Here is a 16,884-nt window from a genome sequence, read left to right as displayed (position 1 = left end):
TTGTTTAACCTGACTATAAAATTATTATAGCAAACAACAAGAATTATTTAAAGTTAAAGTTGATTGATTATCGATCTCAATTCATTTTTCTAAATCCCACAAATCCGTAAATTCCAACCAAAACTAGAGATGTCAATAAAAATAACGAATTTTTTAAATCTAATTTGTGTTCCCCAATTCAAGAACTATTCAATGGAGTAATGCTGTATTTAAAGGGGTTAAAATATGAAAACACATTCAATATTTCGCTTTTTTCAATTAAACTGATTGGAATAAACGACCCACTTAAAAAGGCAATTGGAATGAAAATTATATTTGAGATTGTAATATAGGCAGTTGGAGAAGTTGATTTAAATAGACTTGCAATCATGATTCCAAAAGTTGTTGATGCCAAAATCACAACCACTAAGTAACCAATCGCCTCTCCAATATTAATTGGTGCCAAAATTTGATTTCAGCCAAATTCTCAGCCGAACATAATTCCACTTCAAAGCATAGTTCATAAAAATGTGGTAATCATAAATAAAATACAGATTAAAATTGTTGTTACCATAAAGTTAACTGCTCTAGTATTTGTTGAACCAATTCTCTTCATTAGTCCACTATTTCTAAATTCAATTAAAGTTTGAGGTAATACAGATATTCCAACAATAATTATCGATACTGTTGCCACAGAAACAGTTAGTTGTTTTATTATTAGTGCCGCAGCTGCGCTATTTACATCACCATATATTTCCTTAAATGCAAAGCCTTCTAAAAACATTAAAATTATTGGAAAGGCAAATAAGAAAAATGGCACAGCAACTCCTTTATAGTAATATTTTAAAATTAATTTTACCAAAGGAATGGTTTTACCTTTTTTGGCTTCGCTATTTATAATTTTATTAAATCGATTTTTATTATTTTTTGTACAAACATTTTTTCTGGTATCTATTTGAGATTTTGAAACTAGGATTTTTTGCATTGTGTATTCTTCAACAGAACCGTATTTTTCTATTAGGTCGCTGACTAAGCCTGATTCTTTAATATTACCTTCATCTATATAAATATACTTATTACATAAATTCTCAATTTCTTTCATTTGATGAGTTACCAGAAGCATCCCTTTGTTTTTCTCAATTATATTTTCTTCGATTATTTTGAAGATTTCGCTTCGAACCTCGATATCTAGCCCTGTAGAAATTTCATCCAAAATTACAAAATCAGGATTATGTATTAAACTCAAAAGTATGTTGACAAGTTGTTGTTGACCTCCGCTTAAACGTTCTAATGTACGATTTTTAAATTTATAAATTTGATATCTTTTTAAAATTTCGTCAAGATTGCTTGCAGTCATTGGAATATCAAAAACTTCTAAATAATATTTAACCATATCAAGAACGGTAATTCCCACAGGATATGCAGTAGTCTGAAATTGAAACCCCAAAACTAAGTCACTTTTTTTAACAATTGTTCCTGATGAAATAGTTTTAATGCCACCAATAATTTCGCTTATTGTGCTTTTACCAGCTCCGTTGGATCCAATAATCCCAATTCGATCATTTGGATAAATTTTTAAATTTATTGATTCAAGAATTATTTTGTTTTTATAATTTTTACTTACATTTTTTAACTCAATGATTGGTTCTAGCAATTCATTGTTGTTAATGTTATTTATCATTTGTTTTTTCATGTTGCTCCCTTATTTGGGCAAGCTAAAAATATTTTTAACGTAATAAAAATTATTTTTAAATATTTAAATATTTTTAGCAGCCTTAATTTTAAATTTACACATAGTAAAAGTTTGCGTTACTTAATCGCTTTCTTTTATAAGCTAGGTGCTCTAAAATCCAGGGCTTTCTTCAAATTATTGAGCTGTTCAGTTTTTATATAGTTAAACTGGGTCACGAAAAAATTGGAGTTTCTATTTAAGAAAATCTCGACGGTTAAATTGTATGCTATTTTATTATCTGCTTGAAATACTTTAACGTTTGATTTTTTAAAAAATGATAGCAAAATATTCTTTAATCTTTTAATTGTTTTTATTATTCGTTTAATAATATGATTTGATTTTAGATCTTTAAATGAAATCATTGCCATAATAATTGCGAAAAGTAATAATGTTAAAAAGGAAACTAAAACGAATGAATAAACAGAAGCAAAAAAGGTTCCTTTCATTGTCTCATTCATGATTGCTGAAGTTTCTCCCTGAATAATTAAAAATGAGGGTAAGACAATTTGAAGGATTTTTTTTAATTCACTAGGTTTTTCTTTTCTAGAAAAATTTAAAGAAACCGCTCTTTCAATAACTACTTTTCAATTACAAATAAGCTTATAAGATAAATATGCTAGAAATAATAATAAAGTTTGAATCAGCGAAATTGTTAAAGAGACTTGAACAACAAAGATAGTTTCTTGGTTTGGAAAAAATATGTTTAAAGTTGTTGCTATTAAAATTGTTAAATGTAATAAAACAAAATTTAAGTAAAACATTTTTTTAAAATAATTTCTCTTCACAATTTCACCTTCTTTCAAATTCATTATTATTTTAAAAAAACTTAGTTTTTGTTAACTAAGTTTTCCTCTATTTCAAATTCATTATTAATAATACAATTGCTTATTCAAGTTCCTGATTTTTTAATTGTGCGAGCTTGAGTTTTTAAATCAAGGGAAACAAAACCATAGCGGTTTTTAAATGAGTTGGCTCAACTTCAACAATCAATAAAAGTTCACATTTGGTAACCAAAACAATTGCTTCCTTCTTGAATTGCTTTATGCAATCAATAGAGATGTTCTTTTATAAAATCGATTCGATAGTCATCTTGAATAACACCATCTTGGTTCTTGAATTTTTCTTCACCTTCAACACCCATTCCGTTTTCGGAAATAAATCATTTGATGTTGTTATAATTATTTTTAATATCCATCGCAATATTATATATTGTTTCTGGGTGAATTTCTCAACCACGGTGAGGGTTAATCCTTTTTTCAGCTCAGTCAAAATTTTCAAAATGTTTGTCTGGCATATTTTCTCCAGAGTACGGTTTTTCGCGACCCTGGATTCTTCTTGGCTGATAGTAATTAACTGCTAAAAAATCAATTCTATTATTAGCAATTATGTCTAATTCTGACTTATTAAATTCTGGCAAGACATTGTCTGCTTTTAACACATCAATAAATTCTTGATTAAATCTTCCGTTAACAGCCGCTTCTAACATTGATTTATTGAAAAACTCATCACTTAGCTTTGCCGCTTTAATATTCTCGGGTTTGTCATCTTTTGAATAACTTGGCGTTAAGTTTAAGACAACGGTGATTTCCTTTTTAGAGTCGTTAGCAAATAAAATTTTAAATTCCTTAACTGCTTTTGCATGAGCCAAGATAGTATTATAACCTACCTGAGCAGCTAATTTATAATCGCTTATGTATGGGTATCATCATTTATATAAATATTGAGCTTCCACAGGAACAATCGGTTCATTCATAGTTGATCACATATCTACTAAATCTCCAAAAGATTCAAAACATCGCTTTGCATATAGAGCAAATAAGTCAACAACATGTTTATTTGCAAATCCCCCAACTTCTTGTAGTTCTCAAGGCATATCAAAGTGGTATAGATTTACCATAAGTTTAATATTTGCTTTTTTAAGTCTACTAAAGTAGTCACGATAATACTTCAGAGCTTTCTGGTTTACAGTTCCAGTCTCCAAATCATCGATAAGTCTAGATCATTGAATTGAAGTTCTAAAGCTGTTTAAATTTATTCTTTGCATTAATTCAATATCCTCTGGATATTTTTCGTAACTATTGCAAGTTATTTCTGGACCAACTTGATTGTGAAAATCTTCTGGATGCAATTGAAATCATTTATCCATTACATTTAAGTGTGGCTTATCTTTGCTCCCCTCAGATTGAGGACCCGAAGTTGCAGCACCTCATAAAAAATTTTCTGGAAATTTTATTTTCATTTTGTTTCTCCTTATTAATGATTGATCACCAATTTTTTTGGCGTTAATAAAATGATAACACGATTTAGCAGTTTAATTTCTTGGGATTTTATTAATTCATACAAATTTAAATACAATTAATTTAAAATAATTTCTCAATCAAATGATTTTGTAATGTTTGAAAATAAATAAAAATTGAAATTGAAAATTAAAAAACCTTAATTAAAAAATTAAGGTTTTTAGTTAATTAATCTTCCATTTTATCTATTTCAGAATTTTCAGATTTATTTTCATTATTTTTTCAACTAGGAACATTTGCCGAATCTTCATTTGAATATCCTTGTGCTGATGATTCTGAGTCGGCAACTAGAATTAAAATCCCTGATATTATTCCAAAAATTCCAGAAAAAATAATAGAACAAATCGCTAAGGCTGTGTGCTTTTCTTCTCTCCCTGATTTCAATTCTCTGTTAACAATAATAACTGTGATTATTGAGCAGACCATTATTGGCATAAAAGTCATTGTACCTGTTATTAAAAGTGTGGTGGTTAGTGCAATTGACTCCAATCCGGTTGAAGTCGGTGTTGATGAAAAAAATATAAATCCTAATAATAAAAATATTCCCATAATTGATGAGCAAACTACGATATTTACAATACTTCATGTTTTTGCTTGTTTATACAATCCTTGTCTTTTCAAAATGACCTCCTACCGATTTATTATAGCAAGATTTAAAAATAAAAAAACACAAATTAAAAATTTGTGTTTTTTCCTTCTTAGGATTTTTATTCATTTTGGTCCGGAATAAGGGACTTGAACCCCCACGTGTTACCACGCCAGATCCTAAGTCTGGTGCGTCTGCCAATTCCGCCAATTCCGGAAGATGGTGTCCCGTGCAAGATTCGAACTTGCGACCCACTGGTTAAAAGCCAGTTGCTCTACCGGCTGAGCTAACGAGACAAATTGTTGCTTAAAGCAAACAATAAAATAATATCACTTTAATAAGTGATATTCAATATATTTTAGGTTTTTTTATAATCTTATTAAGTTTAGTATTTTATTTTTTATACACAACGCTAACATATTTGCTAGTTGTTAGACAAAGGTTTCCCAAATAAGTCGGGTAAAATTCAATAATGTCTCCAACTTGATAGTCAATGGGACTGTCTGTTAAATCTAAAATTGTGTGATCACTGCTGCCTCCCAAAACCTCAATTTTAGAATCAAGAGGTACCAACTCTTCACTTGGGCAGTCTTGACGACCCAAAGCAATTATTGCTTTTTTGCGGATTCCCCTATCTTGAAAATTTACTTCTCTGGCAAAAGCATCTAAAGCTCTTGGTCCCCAAGAGGCGCTTGGTTTATCTTGAATTTCAATTATCTCAGCTTTAAGTTTTATAGTGTTATTCTTGAGTCATGAAATTGGTTCATCGTTTAGTCCGATGCCCATTAAAATTGCAGATCCTACTCGAATTTGGTTTATTTCGCTTGGGATATTTTTTTCGTCCCAAATGGTCAAATGAGTTGAGCTTCCCCCACTGATTACAGGAATGGATTTTTTGGTTATTTGCTCTAGTTCATTTTTGAGAGCTGCCAGTTTTTGCAATTTTTCAACCGTTGGTTTTGTTGCCCCATAGCAAGCGAAATTAGTGCCCAATCCTTCCAAAGTTAGAAACTCACATTTATTAATTTCTAAAGCCGCTGCAATAATTTTATCCTTATCCAGTAAACCTTCGCGAATATCCCCAGTTTCAATCATTAGAATTAGTTTAATGTGGCGCTTTGCCTTTTGAGCTGCTGCATTTAGCGCCAAAATTGTCTTCATTTCACTAATTAAAACAATATCACAAAGTCTTGCTACTTCATCGATTTCACTTAGCATTGGCAGTCTTAATAGCATTTTTTGAACTTTTAAGTGTTGAAAATTGGTTAGATTTAATATTCTTGAGTCAGCGATTGTTTTAATACCGTTCTCAACCAAAAATTCTGCCATTTCCTTGCTCCCAGATAATAGTTTTTGCACAACAACCAAATCCAAATTTTTTGACTCGCACTTGCTAGCGAGCGCTCGAATATTTTTTTGAATCTTTTCTAGATCAATTTCGATTAAAGGGTACGACACTTTTTTCACTTCTCTTCTATATTTGTATTTTATCAAAAAAACACACTTACTTTGAGTAAGTGTGTTTATTTTATACAGATTAATGGTGCTGATGATAGGACTTGAACCTACAACCTACTGATTACAAGTCAGTTGCTCTGCCAATTGAGCCACATCAGCGAAAAAAAATAAAAAAAATGGTGGAGTGCGACGGGCTCGAACCGCCGACCGCCTGCTTGTAAGGCAGGAGCTCTCCCAACTGAGCTAGCACTCCACAAAAAATAATAAATGGTAGCCCGTACGAGGTTCGAACTCGTGTGTCCACGGATGAAAACCGTGTGTGTTAACCGCTTCACCAACGGGCCAAAAATAATAAAATTGATAATGGCGGCTTTTACAGGACTCGAACCTGTGACAAACCGGTTAACAGCCGGTTGCTCTACCAACTGAGCTAAAAAGCCATAAAGAACCTTATTTATAATATCAAAACAAAGATATAAAAACAAGTTTTTTATCAAAAAAAATATTAAATTTTTATAATTTTATGGTTTTTTTATAGGCTTTTAGAGTATTTTCTAAAAGAATTTCAACCGTCATTGGACCCACTCCCCCAGGTACCGGAGTGATAAATGAGACGATATCTTTAACAGACTCAAAATCTACATCTCCAACAAGCTTGTTAGTTATAGGATCTCTTATTATGCCTACATCTACTACTATAACATCTTTTTTAAGCATATTTTTAGTAATTAAAAATTGAGATCCTGTTGCTGAAATAACAATATCTGCAATCCTTGTCAATTCTGCAATGTTCTTAGTATTTTTATTACAAGCAAAAACAGTCGCCCCACGATTAATTAACATTCCCACCAAAGGTTTACCAACAATATTAGAAGTTCCAATAACTGCTACTTTTTTTGAAACTAAATTAATCTGATATTCACTCAACAGTTCAATAATTCCCTGAGGTGTGCAGGGGGTAAATTTTTCATTGCCTTGATATAATTTTCCTTGATTTATGTAATGGAATCCATCAACGTCTTTACTAGGAATTACTGCTTGCAAGAAATCTTCTTGTTTTCATTTTTGGGGTAAAGGTAACTGAATTAAAATTCCGTCAACTGTCGGGTTTTCATTTAAAGACTCAATTTCTTTTAGAACTGATTGTGGTTCGCACTGTTCTTGGAATCTCACTAGCTCAAAAATAATTCCCACCTTTTCGCAAGCTCGCTGTTTGTGTTGAACATAAATTTCACTTGCACTATCATTGCCAACTAAAATAACCGTTAGTTTTGGTTTGCGATAACTTTGATACTGGCTAATTTCTGCCTTAATTATTGCTGATCGTTTTGCTGCCAAAGCTTTTCCGTCTAATAATTTCATATTTTCAACTCCTAACCAATTACAACTTCTTCTTCTAAAAATTCATAACTTTTTTTATTATTTGGTTTAATAAATGCTAACAAAGTATTGGAAATCCCCAATTGACCAATGAACATAATAAATATTAGTGTGATTTTTGAAAAAGCTCCCAATCCAATCATTTGTCCAGTTGTAAAGGGGTTTAACCCCACGGTTCCAAACGCTGAACAAATTAGTGTAATAAGTTCAATGATAGTTTTGTCTCCATTAGTTCGATTAGCCAAAACTTTATTACTGTCAATATATATAATTGCGGTTGCCCCAACAATAACCATGACCCCAACAAAAGCGACCGCTAGGCTTCGGCGAACGGTTTCTTCTGGAATTTTCTTACGAAAGGCCACAACCGAGCGGCGATTTCGCATAATTGAAATGATCGTTAAAATTACAATTGCAAATGTTGTGGTTCTAATTCCTCCTGCCGTTGAAGAAGGTGCTGATCCAATAAACATTCAAACCGACATTATCAATTTTGATCCGGCATTAAACTGGTTAATATCAACAGTTGTAAATCCGGCATTTCGTGAACTTGTGACGTTAAAGAAAATATCCATAAATGCCTGGCCAACCGGTTTTGGACCAATATCAATATATTCATAAGATAGGATTACATCATAAAACGTTTCATCTCTTGTGACGTTATAGTAATTTAAAATGTAGCTATCTTTTCCCTGTGATAATTCTGATAAAAAAACCAATAATGGCCCTACTAAAAATAGTGTTAAATAAACAGTAAAATTTAGTTTTGTGAATAGCGATCACTTTACAACTTGACCAGTACGGCGGGCTTTAATTTTTTGTTTAATATCGTGGAAAGTTGGGTACCCCAGCCCCCCAATGACCCATTGAACTAAAAACACAGACTGAATTAAGTAACCTTGGTTATCTGAAAGATTATAGGGTTGCAAAGAAGAACCAGAGATTATATCAAAACCAGCATTATTAACAGCACTGATCGAATGGAATATAGCAGCTCAAAGCGAACCTCCAAAGTCATGATAAACATCAACATACTGATAACTGAAATTATCTTTATAGATTGAATTATAATTTTCAAAAGTTAAGGGTGTAAAATAAAACCCAAAAAAGAGCATCACCATACCGATAATTTCAACAAAAGTTAAAAAGATAAAACCATCTTTAATCATTTCAACTGTACTGGAAAATTGTGAACTGCCTCGCTCACTTTGAGCCACAGATTGATCGTTTATTGAGACTTTTTTACCTAATGAAATTAATAGTACAATTTTAAAGGTAAGGATTCCAATTCCCCCGATTTGAATCATTATTAAAATTAGCAATTGTCCTCAAAATGAGTAGTCCGCAGCAGCATTGGAAATTGAAATCCCTGTATCAGAAAATGCTGAACTCGCTGTAAATATTCCTGTCAAAAAATCCCAATGAAATTGGCTATTTAAGATAACTCCAGGGATAGCTAAAAGCAGTCCCCCAACTAAAACTGTCAAAAAATAGATTAGCAAAATTTTTCCCGAGACTTTACTTAAAGGTCATCAATTTTTGAATTTAGTTATGAAACTCTTACGTTCTTGGCCTTCTTCTTTGAATTTTCGGCGGCGCTCTTCAAGACGTTCTTTCTTCAATTCTTTATGGCGGCGGCGTTTTTCCTTAAGGGAGAGCCCTGGATTTTCATCTGATTCGTTTTTTTTAATAAATTTGCCGTTTTCTTGGCCTTCTAATAGCAAAAACAATCAAATCACCTTCTTTATTCACTAATTATTATTATACAATAATCTGCTTTGGTTGTATAATAATAAAAGTAATGGAGAGGTGGAAATAATTAATGGCTAGGAAAAAAAGCTTTGCAGTAATTGGGGCCAATAACTTTGGGATGGCTGTTACCAAAACCCTAGAAGATAAAAAACAATCAGTTGTTGTTTATGACTTTGACGAACATAAGTTAAATGCTCATTTAGCAGGGATGGCCACAGCAGAGGGTATCGTTTTGGATGCAACAAATAAGACCTCTCTAGAGAAAGCAGGAATTAAGCAGTTTGATGGGGTTATCGTTGCATTTGGTTCCAACATGGAGGTTTCAATAATTACCGTTTTAAATCTTTTGGATTTAGGAATCGGCAACATTATTGCCAAGGCAAACGATTTACGTCACAAGCGAATTTTATTGGCTTTAGGATTGGATGAAAACCAGGTTATTATTCCCGATATTATTTCAGGAAAAATGGTTGCAACTCGTTCGTTATTTGATATTGATATTGATGTTCAGTCAATCGATGATGACTTTATTTCAACAACAATTATTGTTAGCGATCCTGGAGTGATTGATAAGAGCATTCAAGAGTCACACCTAACAGCAAATAACAATTGAAATATAATTCAAATTAAGCGCGGAGGAAAAGTAATCCTTCCAGATGAAAAAACTATTTTGAAAAAAGATGACCAGGTCGTTTTATTTGCGAGAATAACAGCAGTAAATGATTTAATTTTAAAAATTAAAGGTGACGACGAAGTAGAAAACTAATAAATTAATGAACTATTCACTAAAAAACCTGTTGAAGCAATTCAACAGGTTTTAATTTTAATATTATTTAATTTTGTATTCCTTAATTTTTTTTAAAATAATTTCTTGGGAAACGTCGGGATTAGCGTTTCCTCCAGTTTCCTTCATCAACTGTCCCATAATGGTTTTTGTGACCCTTTCTGGTCTTTGCTCAAATTGCTCTAGCAAATCTTTGTTTTCTTCAAAAATTGGAGTCAATAAGCCGTCAATTTGAATTGGATCTGAGATTTGTTTTAATCCATGAGCTTCAATAATTTCTTCAACAGAATTGCCATTTTCAATTAAAATAGGTAAAATTGTTTTGCTATGCTTTGAAGAAATGACACCCTGACTTATAAGTTCTAATAAAGTTCCTAAAAGCTGCGGGGTCAGCTTGGTAGCACCAATTTCAAGGTTATTTTTATTCAAATGTGATTGAATATCTCCTAAAAGTAAATTAACAACCTTGTTTACTTCATTAGTATATTTAAGAGTCACTTCAAAGAAATTAGTCAATTCCAAAGAAGCTAGAAGCTGATTAACCTCCTCCTCTTTTAGAGAATAGTCATTTAAATATCTGCGACGTTTAATTTGAGGTAACTCTGGTGAATTTTTAATGACATCAAGCACCCAATTTTTATCTAATTTAATCGGCAAAATATTTGGTTCTCTAAAATAGCGATAGTCTACAGCATCTGTTTTAATTCTCATTGAAACTGTTTCATTCGAAGATTCATCAAAGCGGCGAGTTTCCATAATTACTTCTTGGTCGCTTAATAAAAGTGCGCTTTGACGTTTAATTTCAAATTCAATTGCTTTTTTAACATTGTTTAATGAATTTAAATTTTTAATTTCAACTTTTGTTCCAAAATTTGGATGGCCAAAAGGACGCAAAGATATATTAACATCACATCGCAGTGAACCTTCGTTCATTTTGACATCACTAATTCCTAAAAATAATAAAATTTCCCTCAATTTTTCAACATAACCAACAGCCTCATCTGCACTTCTCAAAACAGGGTCGCTAACAATTTCGATTAGACCAACTCCACTACGGTTATAATCTAAATAGGTTAAATTACCCTTATGAGTCTGTTTGGCAGTGTCCTCTTCAATATGAATTCTCTCAACTGAAATTATCTTTTCGCTGCCATTTTCCAAAGTAATTGTGATTTTACCATTTTTTCCAATTGGATGAAATTGCTGAGTTATTTGAAATCCTTTAGCTAAATCTGGGTAGAAATAACTTTTGCGGTCAAATCTTAAAAGATCATCTAATTCCATCCCTAAAGCATTAACTGCTAAAATTGCCAGTTTCACCCCTTGTTTATTGACAGTTGGCAAAGCTCCTGGATAACCCAAATCAACTTCGCTGACCTTGGTGTTTGGAGTTGCTCCAAATTCAACAGGACCTGTACAAAACATTTTTGATTTGGTCTTTAATTCGACATGGTTTTCTATACCAATAACAACTTCAAAATTATTCATGATTATCACCTGCAATTCGATCTTTAATTCCAATAATATTTTCGACAAACTTTGCTGCTTGCAAAAGTTTTTGATCCTTTAAAGGAGCACACGAAAAATTTATTCCAATTGGTAAATTATTTTTTTCAATAAATGGAATGGTGATAGACGGCATTCCATTGAAGTTGGCTAAAATTAAAATATCATTAATAAATTCAAGATCATCATCAGCATTATCCTCTAAGTCAAGAATTTTTTTAGTGTCGATTTTTGGGGCCACATCAATTGCTGGAGGTAGAATAAGAATATCAATTTCATTATATATTTTCTTAAGTTCTTGGGCAATTAAGCGGCGAACTTTTTTAGCTTTTTCAAGTAATAATTCTTGGTTTTCGCGCTTTAATTGAAAACTACCAACTAAAAAACGACGTTTTACAATTGGCCCAAAAAGTTGACTACGAGTTTTAGTCATTATTTCAGCATAGTCCTTACCATCAATGCGATTTGTAAAATTAATTCCATTTAAGTTGGAACTTTGACTGACGGCTTCTGAAAAAGAAATCATCATATAAACAGAAGGAATTGTTTGCAATAATTCTTTTTTAAAGTGAACACCCTCAACACTAACTCCTGCTTCGCGAAGTTTTTTGAAAAAATTGTCGTAAGCAGTTTTTAAATCTTTGGGTAAAGCTTCGTGAATTTCAATAATGTATCCAAATTTATTTTTTGAATTAAAATTATTGAGGTTTTTAAAAAAATCCTTTTCAGCGATTGGCATACTTGTTAAATCTTTTGAATCTAGACTAATTGAAGCATCCGCTAGAATTGCCATGTCGTTAACATTGCGAGTGAAAAAACCAACATGATCTAAACTGGGAGCATATGGAAGCAATCCAAAACGCGAGATCGCTCCATAAGTTGGTTTATAACCAACAATCCCGTTATAACTAGCTGGTTTTCGGATTGAATCTCCAGTATCAGTTCCAGTTGCAAATGGAACAATTCCCTTGGCAACAGCTCAAGCACTTCCACTTGAACTTCCTCCAACTTGATGTTTTGAATTTCGTGGATTAGTAATTATTCCTGTAGCTGCAAGCAGCCCAGTCCCACCCATCCCTAATTCATCAAGGGCTGTTTTTCCGATCATTATGCTTTGCACCTGATTTAAAGAATCAAAAACAGTTGCATTGTAAGTTGGTATAAAGTTTGAAAGAATTTTTGAAGAAGCCGTTGTCTTAATTCCTTTAGTTGCTAAATTATCTTTCATCATATAAGGAATTCCAAACAAAAGGTTATCTAATTCAAAATTATTATCCAGTTTTTTAGCATTTTTTAAAGCTAACTCATCACAACTAGTCACTAAAAAATTTTCATTACTATATTTTTTGGCATTTTTTAAAACTGCTTGAGTTAATTCTGTAACTGTGAATTTTTTATTCTTTAAAAGTTCGTGAAGCTGTTCAATTGACAAATTTTCGTATTTCATTATTTAACCACCTTCACTATCGTGATAAAGTCACCCTCAGTTGAAGGAGCGTTTGCCAAAACTTCTTTTTGATTATTAGTTGACATTACCTCATCCTCGCGCATTCCAATGAAATTAGTTTCAAACGGATAGTACATTGGTTCAACATTATCAGTATTTATTTTTAAGACTTTAGCAAATTTCTTCTTTAAACTACTTTCTGTATTATAAATATCTAAAGCTTCATCATCTGAAATATCCAACATAATATCATTTGCAAGTTCTTTAACTAAATTTGGTGAAATTTTTTTCATTTCCATTTTATTTTTCCTCCATTAAATCTTTGAGATCAATTTCTGTGATTATTTTCACGCCTAGACTCTCAGCTTTTCCAAGTTTACTTCCTGAATCTTGGCCAGCTAAAAGATAATTCGTATTTTTACTTACGCTATCAGTTACTCGAGCACCAAGGTTTTCTAAAAGCTCGCGATAGTAATTTCGTGATTTTGATAAAGTTCCTGTAATTACAAAAATTTTATTTTGAAAGTCTTTATGAACTTGAGTATCATTATTACTAAAGTAATCTAGATTGACATTTAAAGCTTCCAATTTTGCAATAACGCTTAAATTTTCCTCGATTGCAAATCAGTCAACAACTGATTGAGCAACCACGCTTCCAATATCATAAATCACTGCTAAGTCATCTACATTTATTTTAACCAAATTTTTTATTGATTTGTAATTTTTTGCCAATATTTTAGCGGTTTTTTTACCAACATGGCGAATTCCTAAACCAAACAATAATCGTTCACAAGAATTATTTTTACTTTTTTCAATAGCTGCCACCAAATTTGCATAACTTTTTTCACCAAAGTTATCTAATTGAATAATGTCTTGATGGTGTTGACTCAAGGTAAAAATATCAGCTACGTCTTTTATAAAGCCTTGGTCATATAATTTTTCAAGAATTTTAATACTTAGACCCTCAATGTTGGTAGCATCCCGACTTGTAAAATGTTGAAGGCTGCGCATTATGATGCTGGGACACTTACTATTGATACAATATTGATCAACCTCTCCTTCGCTTCGTTCTAACTCACTAGAGCAATTAGGGCAAGTTGTGGCTGGGCTTCAAATTGGTAAACTTGAAAAACTCTCATCTTGAATTACCCCGATTACTTCAGGGATAATATCTCCGGCTTTTTTAATTTTAACTTGTGATTTGATTCGTATATCTCGCGATTCTATAAAATCAGCATTATGCAGGGTGGCTGCTCTCACAATCGTTCCAGCAATTTGAACTGGTTCTAATTTAGCATTATATGTTACTCGACCTGTCCTTCCAATCGTTGGAAAAATGTCTAAAATTTGGGTTGTTTTAATTTCGGCGGGAAATTTAAAAGCAATTGCTCACTTTGGACTTTTACTTGTATAGCCAATTTTTTCATATAAATTGAAATCATTAATTTTAATAACAATTCCGTCAATTTCGTAAGGTAATTTACTGCGTGATTCGGTATATTCAACAATATAATCTCAAACTTGTTCAATATTTTTACACAAACGCCCTTCCTTATTAATCGGAAAACCCAATTGTTCAATTAAGTTTAATGAGTCAGCATGAGTTGGGACCGCTTTTGATTCTCGGTTCATATAAAAGTATAAAAATGCTTGTAAGTTTCTAGACTCAACAACTCGAGCATCAAGTTGTCTTAGGGTTCCTGCTGCTGCATTTCGGGGATTAGCAAATAATGCTTCATCGTTTTCAGCGCGTTGTTGATTTATTTTTTCAAATTCATGTTTTGATAAATAAACTTCGCCTCGAACCTCAACTGTTCCGTTATTTAAATTATCAATAGTGTGGGGAATTGCTTTAATCATTTTGACATTGGCTGTTACATCTTCTCCAGTAATCCCATCACCGCGAGTTACAGCCTTGAATAAGCGACCATTTTCATAAATCAACGCTATTGAGAGACCATCAATTTTTAATTCAACAAAGTAATCATGACTAATTTTGCCTGTCGCTTTTTGAACTTGTTGATCAAATTCAATTAAATCTTCTTTAGAGAAAGCATTGCTTAAACTCAGCATTGGACTTCGATGAGTATATTTTTCAAATTTTTGCGCCACAAAACCTCCGACCCTTTGAGTTGGAGAGTTGGGTGTGATTAATTCAGGAAACTGAGTTTCAAGTTGTTTAAGCTCATTTAGGGCGCTATCATATTCAGCATCATCAACTGAGGGAGCATCGTTTTCATAATACTCAACATTTCACTGTTGAAGATTTTTTGTTAATGCTTTAATTTTTTGTTGTGCTTCAGATTTTTTCATATAATTTTCCTCTAATTAATTTCAATAAAGTTTGGTTTATACCTAACTTTGGGGCGGTTTTTAATGGTACGGTTTTCTAAGTATTTTCCAAAACGGTTTGTTAAGGAGTAGAGTGCCACAGTTATTAATTCAACAAAAAGAACTGCCATGATGAATCCATTTAGATTAATAAAATCACTATAAATCACGGAAATAAATCTAATAACCAAAGGATTATAAAAAGTTATAAAACTAATCGTTGTTAAATCAATAATTGCTGTTGTTTGGCTTGGTTCAAATCTTTTTCTGATAAAAATTCAAACTAGTGATAAAACAATTAGTAAAATGGTTGAGATTAATGCGATTCACTCACGAGCCGCTGGAAGTTCAACTAAAATTGTTCATTTATATATAAAGCTTAAATAATTTATAAACATATCTTTCAAATTTTGATTTGATGACAATATTAAAATTAATGAAATAGCTGAGAAAACAACCGGAAGAAAAAGCATAAAAAACTTATTATGATTATCGAAGGCGGTTTCAAATTTTATAATTTTTGAATAATTTTTTGTCATAAAGTAAATAACCAAGAAGAAAATTAATATAATTACAGAGAAAATTACAGCCTGAACATAAAGGCGTTGAAGAACGTTGAAGAAGATTAAGTTGATCAAGGGGAACATAATAATCTTAATAATATCTTTTGTGTAATTTTTTGATAGCGTACTTTGTAATGTAAAAACAATGCAGTACAATAAAAAAATCATTGGATATGAATTTTCCCATGAAAACGAAATGTAACCAGCAAGTAAAAATCCAATCACCATCGGTAAATTTGCTTCGCGAAACTTTGGAGATGAATAACTTATTAACAAAGTAATTGCATAAAAAATTAAATAAATAAAATACGTTAATTCATTTCAAATTGCAAAATCGATAAATCCCAAAAAGAACTTTAGCATTATAAATAGTAAAATAGTTGAAACTAATCCGATTTGGCGATAACCTTGATGTTGAACTTCATTGAATCGAATAGCAACCGTGATTAAAATCGATGCTAAAATAAATGATTCTAAAAAGAAATTAAATGTCAAGATTAAACTATCGTATTCAAATGGCTGTGATCCGGTTAACAGTATCATTGATAGCTGAAATGTGTATCAAGACTGAATTGGTTTAAATCCTAAAAAGTTAAATAATGTGTTATTGCTATTAAAAAGCGATACAGGATTATCTTTTAACCACTCAAGAATTGTTAAACTGGTTTTATACTCTGCAAAATTTCCTGGTCGCAAATAAATTTGAATTATAAAATTGACTCCCATTAGAATTAAAACAACAGTAAAAAAGACTATTGATCCAATTGAAAAAACTGAGGATGTAATTCAATAACGAAACAATAATAAGCAAACAAGCAAATAAACCTGAGATAAAACTATTGTGTAATAAATAAAAAATATATAGGGTAAATTACCAAATAATTGTAGCGGGAATGACAAAATTGTCAAAGTAGCAAAATATGAAAAAAATCCTAAAGCAATGTTAGAAAAAGAATTTTTTGAACGAAATTTAAAAACCTGGGAAATAATATTGCCTGACGTGTAGCTGACAAAAATTAAAAAGGTTGCAAAACCAAGACCATATAAAGATAATTGCATGACAATACTC

At 31.6% G+C, this 16,884-nt stretch carries 13 protein-coding genes and 6 tRNA genes; 1 reads left to right on the top strand and 18 read right to left on the bottom strand.

Features of this window, described 5'->3' with window-relative positions; translation table 4 throughout:
• Nucleotides 1-67: 67 nt before the first annotated feature.
• The 13 genes from SSABA_RS04910 to SSABA_RS00555 all read right to left on the bottom strand — a co-directional run bounded on the left by SSABA_RS04910 (nt 68) and on the right by SSABA_RS00555 (nt 9,162).
• Nucleotides 68-1,672, bottom strand: coding sequence for an ABC transporter ATP-binding protein/permease (locus SSABA_RS04910; protein WP_051464667.1), 1,605 nt, complete (start codon nt 1,670-1,672; stop codon nt 68-70).
• A gap of 134 nt (nt 1,673-1,806) precedes the next feature.
• On the bottom strand, nt 1,807-2,496 hold the full coding sequence (locus tag SSABA_RS00610) for a hypothetical protein (RefSeq protein ID WP_025250668.1): 690 nt from the start codon (nt 2,494-2,496) through the stop codon (nt 1,807-1,809).
• A 41-nt stretch (nt 2,497-2,537) separates the two neighbouring features.
• Nucleotides 2,538-3,950 (bottom strand): glycoside hydrolase family 1 protein, encoded by a 1,413-nt coding sequence (locus SSABA_RS00605; protein ID WP_025250667.1) that lies wholly within the window; start codon nt 3,948-3,950, stop codon nt 2,538-2,540.
• 226 nt (nt 3,951-4,176) lie between these two features.
• Nucleotides 4,177-4,629 (bottom strand): MFS transporter, encoded by a 453-nt coding sequence (locus SSABA_RS00600; protein ID WP_025250666.1) that lies wholly within the window; start codon nt 4,627-4,629, stop codon nt 4,177-4,179.
• A gap of 96 nt (nt 4,630-4,725) precedes the next feature.
• A tRNA-Leu gene (locus tag SSABA_RS00595) sits at nt 4,726-4,810 on the bottom strand.
• A gap of 4 nt (nt 4,811-4,814) precedes the next feature.
• A tRNA-Lys gene (locus tag SSABA_RS00590) sits at nt 4,815-4,890 on the bottom strand.
• 97 nt (nt 4,891-4,987) lie between these two features.
• On the bottom strand, nt 4,988-6,061 hold the full coding sequence (locus SSABA_RS00585) for an alanine racemase (protein WP_051464666.1): 1,074 nt from the start codon (nt 6,059-6,061) through the stop codon (nt 4,988-4,990).
• A 74-nt stretch (nt 6,062-6,135) separates the two neighbouring features.
• Nucleotides 6,136-6,211: transfer RNA gene (locus tag SSABA_RS00580), tRNA-Thr, on the bottom strand.
• Nucleotides 6,212-6,229: 18 nt separating this feature from the next.
• A tRNA-Val gene (locus tag SSABA_RS00575) sits at nt 6,230-6,305 on the bottom strand.
• Nucleotides 6,306-6,320: 15 nt separating this feature from the next.
• A tRNA-Glu gene (locus SSABA_RS00570) sits at nt 6,321-6,396 on the bottom strand.
• A gap of 20 nt (nt 6,397-6,416) precedes the next feature.
• Nucleotides 6,417-6,492, bottom strand: a tRNA-Asn gene (locus tag SSABA_RS00565).
• 73 nt (nt 6,493-6,565) lie between these two features.
• Nucleotides 6,566-7,414: a bifunctional 5,10-methylenetetrahydrofolate dehydrogenase/5,10-methenyltetrahydrofolate cyclohydrolase gene (locus tag SSABA_RS00560; RefSeq protein ID WP_025250664.1), complete on the bottom strand. Its 849-nt coding sequence runs from the start codon at nt 7,412-7,414 to the stop codon at nt 6,566-6,568.
• A gap of 11 nt (nt 7,415-7,425) precedes the next feature.
• A complete protein-coding gene (locus SSABA_RS00555) occupies nt 7,426-9,162 on the bottom strand; it encodes a TrkH family potassium uptake protein (RefSeq protein ID WP_025250663.1) in 1,737 nt (578 codons plus the stop codon).
• 92 nt (nt 9,163-9,254) lie between these two features.
• On the opposite strand from SSABA_RS00555, the gene SSABA_RS00550 reads away from it, so the two are divergent.
• A complete protein-coding gene (locus tag SSABA_RS00550; protein WP_025250662.1) occupies nt 9,255-9,950 on the top strand; it encodes a potassium channel family protein in 696 nt (231 codons plus the stop codon).
• Nucleotides 9,951-10,013: 63 nt separating this feature from the next.
• Here the strand turns inward: SSABA_RS00550 and gatB are convergent, their stop codons facing one another.
• From gatB to SSABA_RS00525, 5 genes are read right to left on the bottom strand one after another with little or no spacing between them, the layout of a single operon-like run.
• Nucleotides 10,014-11,456: an Asp-tRNA(Asn)/Glu-tRNA(Gln) amidotransferase subunit GatB gene (gene gatB / locus SSABA_RS00545; protein WP_025250661.1), complete on the bottom strand. Its 1,443-nt coding sequence runs from the start codon at nt 11,454-11,456 to the stop codon at nt 10,014-10,016.
• On the bottom strand, nt 11,449-12,921 hold the full coding sequence (locus tag SSABA_RS00540; RefSeq protein ID WP_025250660.1) for an amidase family protein: 1,473 nt from the start codon (nt 12,919-12,921) through the stop codon (nt 11,449-11,451). Before SSABA_RS00540 ends, gatB begins: the two co-directional genes overlap by 8 nt.
• Nucleotides 12,921-13,220 (bottom strand): Asp-tRNA(Asn)/Glu-tRNA(Gln) amidotransferase subunit GatC, encoded by a 300-nt coding sequence (gene gatC / locus SSABA_RS00535; protein WP_051464664.1) that lies wholly within the window; start codon nt 13,218-13,220, stop codon nt 12,921-12,923. Before gatC ends, SSABA_RS00540 begins: the two co-directional genes overlap by 1 nt.
• 1 nt (nt 13,221) lies before the next feature.
• Nucleotides 13,222-15,234 carry an NAD-dependent DNA ligase LigA gene (gene ligA, locus SSABA_RS00530; RefSeq protein ID WP_025250658.1) on the bottom strand — a complete coding sequence of 671 codons (2,013 nt, stop codon included), beginning with the start codon at nt 15,232-15,234 and terminating at the stop codon, nt 13,222-13,224.
• 11 nt (nt 15,235-15,245) lie between these two features.
• Nucleotides 15,246-16,874 carry a hypothetical protein gene (locus tag SSABA_RS00525; protein ID WP_025250657.1) on the bottom strand — a complete coding sequence of 543 codons (1,629 nt, stop codon included), beginning with the start codon at nt 16,872-16,874 and terminating at the stop codon, nt 15,246-15,248.
• Between the last annotated feature and the right edge of the window lie 10 nt (nt 16,875-16,884).

This window comes from Spiroplasma sabaudiense Ar-1343 (assembly GCF_000565215.1).
Classification (GTDB): domain Bacteria; phylum Bacillota_I; class Bacilli_A; order Mycoplasmatales; family Mycoplasmataceae; genus Spiroplasma_B; species Spiroplasma_B sabaudiense.
Note: the sequence above shows the minus strand (reverse complement) of the source record. Positions and strands in the feature narration are given on the sequence as shown.